A 2,056-nucleotide genomic window follows, 5' to 3' on the forward strand; every position below is an offset into this window, starting at 1 on the left:
AGCGGTTATAACGACATTGATACCACTTTCCTTAAAGAAGCAATGGAACTCAGAAAAGAGAAAAAAGATGAATGAAAGTATTTTTTATATATAAGAGATTAAAACTTATTTAAAGGATAAAAATGAGCCAAACAAACAATAACACAGAAATCAAAGAACAAGATACTCAAGATGAAATCATTTGGGAAGGAAAAAAGGATATACCTTCGTTTTTGCTTTATTGGATAACATATATTGCACTTTTATGTTTTTTTCTTTATTGGCTCCCTAGGGTATTTGACAATACTAAGGATTTTAAATGGTTTGTAGCTTTTTTTATGTCTCTTTTAATCATATATGTATTTGCACGAGCGATCTATCAAATGGCAAATATTAAAAGAATTTATATCACAAAAGAAAAACTTGTGATTGAGTATTATATTAAGAATGATTTGGTTTTTCCTTTAGGAACTTTTTTTGTGTATTATCGTCACATGTCATTTGCGCTTTCTCCAGGACATATAGTGATATACACCTTTGGAGATAAAATCAAAGAACACCTTGAACCTGGTTTGTTGAGTGCTGGCGATGATCCAACAAAAGGTTTTTGTGAAGGAATTAACGCCATTATAAAGCCCCATGTAATGCCTTATTTGCTAAGCTTAAGTGATGAAGAATTTGAAAAAATCATTTCACATGTAAGCGGTTTTAGCGAAATTAATACTACTTTCCTTAAAGAAGCAATGGAACTCAGAAAAGAGAAAAAGGATGAATGAAAGTATTTTTTATATACAAGAGATTAAAACTTATTTAAAGGATAAAAATGAGCCAAACAAACAATAACACAGAAATCAAAGAGCAAAACACTCAAGATGAAATTGTTTTTGAAAGAAAAAAACATATTGGATTTTTGCTTTTTTGGATAACAAATATTGTATTTTTGTGTTTTGCACTTTATTTGTTTCCTAGAATATTTAACAAAGAAATAGATTATAAATGGTTTATAGTTTTTTTTATGTTTCTTTTTGGGTTATATATACTTGTAAAAAATATCTATCAAATGGCAAATATTAAAAGAATTTATATCACAAAAGAAAAACTTGTGATTGAGTATTATATCAAAAATGATTTGGTTTTTCCTTTAGGAACTTTTTTTATATATTCTCGTAGTTTGCCATTTGCACCTATGCTAGATCCAGGGAATATAGTGATATACACCTTCGGAGATAAAGTTAAAGAACACCGCGAACCCGATGTTATTTTTAGTACTGATCCTGATTCTCGGATAGAAAATAGCCTTTACACAAAAGTTAATGCCATTATAAAACCTCATGTAATGCCTTATTTATTAAGCTTAAGTGATGAAGAATTTGAAAAAATCATTTCACATGTAAGCGGTTATAACGACATTGATACCACTTTCCTTAAAGAAGCAATGGAACTCAGAAAAGAGAAAAAAGATGAATGAAAATATTTATGGAAGTTTAGAGCTTTATTCCAAAGAAACTCAAAACACTCCTAGTGATAAAAGGGATTTAGGAGCATTTGGAGATGTTGCTCCTTACGGACTAGGCATTGCAGGAGGTTTTGCTACTGAGGCTTTTGAAAAAGGGATAAAAAGTTTAGATATAAAAGCTGATTCTTTGTTTTGGAAAACCATGCGTCATAAAATAACAGTAGTGAATTTTGGAATATTGAATTTTTTTCTGTCTAAAGCAGAGGGAAAATCCAATGTAAGGGCTTTGACTGAAACAAGCGTTGGTGTTGGTATCAGTATATTTATAGATGAAACTCCATTAAGTAAATATAGTGAATATGTTGCCAAACAAGCCTTAACTCAAACTAGCAGGGTTGCTTCTAATGCTGCAACTAAGATAGCTAGCTCAAGAGTAGCATCTAATATCGCAGCTAGAGCTGGCGTATCCATACTTTCTCGTATTGCCGCAGGTGCAGCAACTGGAGCAGCTATAGGCTCGAGCTTTCCTATTGTTGGGACAGTGGTGGGTGCAGTAGTGGGAACACTTGTGGCGGGTTTTATTAATGATCGGATTTTTGGCGATGAAGATGAGGAATTAAA

General features: G+C 31.8%; 2 protein-coding genes and 1 pseudogene. All 3 read left to right on the forward strand.

Features of this window, described 5'->3' with window-relative positions; translation table 11 throughout:
• The first annotated feature begins 362 nt into the window (after positions 1-362).
• Positions 363-755, forward strand: coding sequence for a hypothetical protein (locus ELQ12_RS10885; RefSeq protein WP_306722717.1), 393 nt, complete (start codon positions 363-365; stop codon positions 753-755).
• Positions 756-802: 47 nt separating this feature from the next.
• Positions 803-991: pseudogene (locus tag ELQ12_RS10890) on the forward strand (hypothetical protein); the annotation flags it as partial.
• 448 nt (positions 992-1,439) lie between these two features.
• Positions 1,440-2,056: glycine zipper domain-containing protein (locus ELQ12_RS09485; protein ID WP_208379399.1), on the forward strand; the 617-nt coding region annotated here is incomplete at its 3' end.

This window comes from Campylobacter sp. US25a (genome assembly GCF_004379075.1).
Lineage (GTDB): Bacteria > Campylobacterota > Campylobacteria > Campylobacterales > Campylobacteraceae > Campylobacter_D > Campylobacter_D jejuni.

Excerpts from the sequence above, each read along its gene's own strand:
- ELQ12_RS10885 (WP_306722717.1), top strand. The coding sequence starts at position 363 with ATGGCAAATATTAAAAGAATTTATATCACAAAAGAAAAACTTGTGATT.